1 protein-coding gene is annotated in these 1,752 nt (G+C 68.0%); it reads right to left on the bottom strand.

The features are described 5' to 3' along the window. Positions 1-550 precede the first annotated feature (550 nt). Positions 551-1,447: a hypothetical protein gene (locus BJF83_RS02570; RefSeq protein ID WP_143831764.1), complete on the bottom strand. Its 897-nt coding sequence runs from the start codon at positions 1,445-1,447 to the stop codon at positions 551-553. Between the last annotated feature and the right edge of the window lie 305 nt (positions 1,448-1,752).

A 1,752-nucleotide genomic window follows, 5' to 3' on the forward strand; every position in this document is an offset into this window, starting at 1 on the left:
TCGGCTCACCGGTGGGGTTTCGCCAGCCCGGGGACTCGTGCCGCTGGGGGGTGGCCGTTCCCGGTCGGCTCATCGGTGGGGGGTTGGGTGGTCTGGTTGCGGGGTTCTTGGGGGTTGGGGATGGGTGTCGTGCCGTTCGGGTCACCACGGGGGGTGTGGCTCGCCTCGGAGGGCGTGTTCGCGGAGCGAATTCGTTCCGGAGGGCGAGGTCCCTCACCTACGCCCGCCGTGTGTCCGCCACAGATAGGCAGGACACGGTCACCACGTGGGGGCGTGATTCCGAGACGATGACACCCCCGGCCCCGGGAGCGGGGGGTGGTCGGTTCAGGGGGCATGCGCCCCGGGCCCCGTACCGGTGCGCGCGTCGGTCACCGAAGGGGGTCGCGGCACGTCTGACCGGTGCGGCGTTCCAGGGGGTTAGGGGGAGGCGTTCCCTCACCGCCCGGCCACAGGGGGGCGGGAACACCCGAACGCCCCGCCCCGCCACAGGGCCCGTTAGCGCGGGGCCCGGAGCCCTTGAGTCGACGGCGTGTCGGTCAGGAGCGCACGATCACTCGAAGAGTTCGTCAGCGTCGGTGACCGCGACGGCCCGGTCGATCCAGCTCTCCAGGTGGGCGAGGTTCACGCACTGGATGATGCGATCCCGGGCGGAGTCCGAGACCGGGACGCCGCGCGCGTGAAGGATACGCAGCAGCGCAGCCCGTTCGCCCTTGATCAAGCCCGCCACCTGACCCTGAAGTCGGCCTTCCTCGCGGCCTTCAGCGAGACCTTCCGCGAGGCCTTCCGCACGTCCTTGGCTGACGTACTTGCGTGCGAAGTCGCTTTGCCACTCATAGGTTCCGGTCGTCATGAGTTCCTCCCACTTCTGTCGAGCCGCCGCGCTGAGCTTCGACTCGATGAAGTCATAGTAAATGAGCCTGGTGTGTTCGGGCAGGGCGTCCAGTGCCGATTCGGCGGCCTTGAGGACTGCGGGGTTGTCGCCGTGGGCGGTGGCAGACAGCACGGACAGTTCCGGTAGACGCCGGGCCCGGTCGATATCGTCGATCACCGGTGTGTTGCTCGGTCCCAGCACGGCGGGAGCGAAGGCAGCCCCACCGGCCTCGAACTCGATGGGAGTGCGCGCCCACTCTTCGGTGCCGCTGTCCGGACAGACCACCATCAGTCTGACCGGGCAGCGCAGGATCTCCCGCACGGTGGCCACGTACAGCGGCCAGGTGTACGGCTTGTCGTGGTCCTTCTTCTGTTGGACCTCGGCGATGATGGCCATCACCTTGGCGCCCTCACGGTCGTAGAGGACGACGACGTCATCCGACTTGAACGGCACGGGCTTGAGCTTGGTGTGGTCGGTACAGCCGAGTTCGGCGTGCGCATAGTCGGGCACCGGGAAGCCGATCGTGTCCCGCAGCATGGCGGGGGCCAGCTCGGGACGGTTGTGGAACAGGCGCACCTGAAGCTCGTGGTCGAATCCTGGCATGGCAGAACACTACCGAGGGTGATCGCACGATTCTGGGGATTCGGTGAATGTCGTGAATGTCGCAGCGACCACTTGGTCAGAAACTCCCTTGTGGTGCTGAAGCGGTTCGGTTTCCTTGACCCCCTGTGGCTGGGCGGGGCGTTCGGGTGTTCCCGACCCCCCCTGTGGTCGGGCTGCCAGGGACGGTGACCCTCGACCCCCCTGTGGCCGGGCGGTGAGGGAACGCCTCCCCCCTAACCCCCTGGAACGCCGCACCGGTCAGACGTGCCGCGACCCCC

Origin of the sequence: Nocardiopsis sp. CNR-923 (assembly GCF_001942255.1) — a bacterium.
Classification (GTDB): Bacteria; Actinomycetota; Actinomycetes; order Streptosporangiales; family Streptosporangiaceae; genus Nocardiopsis.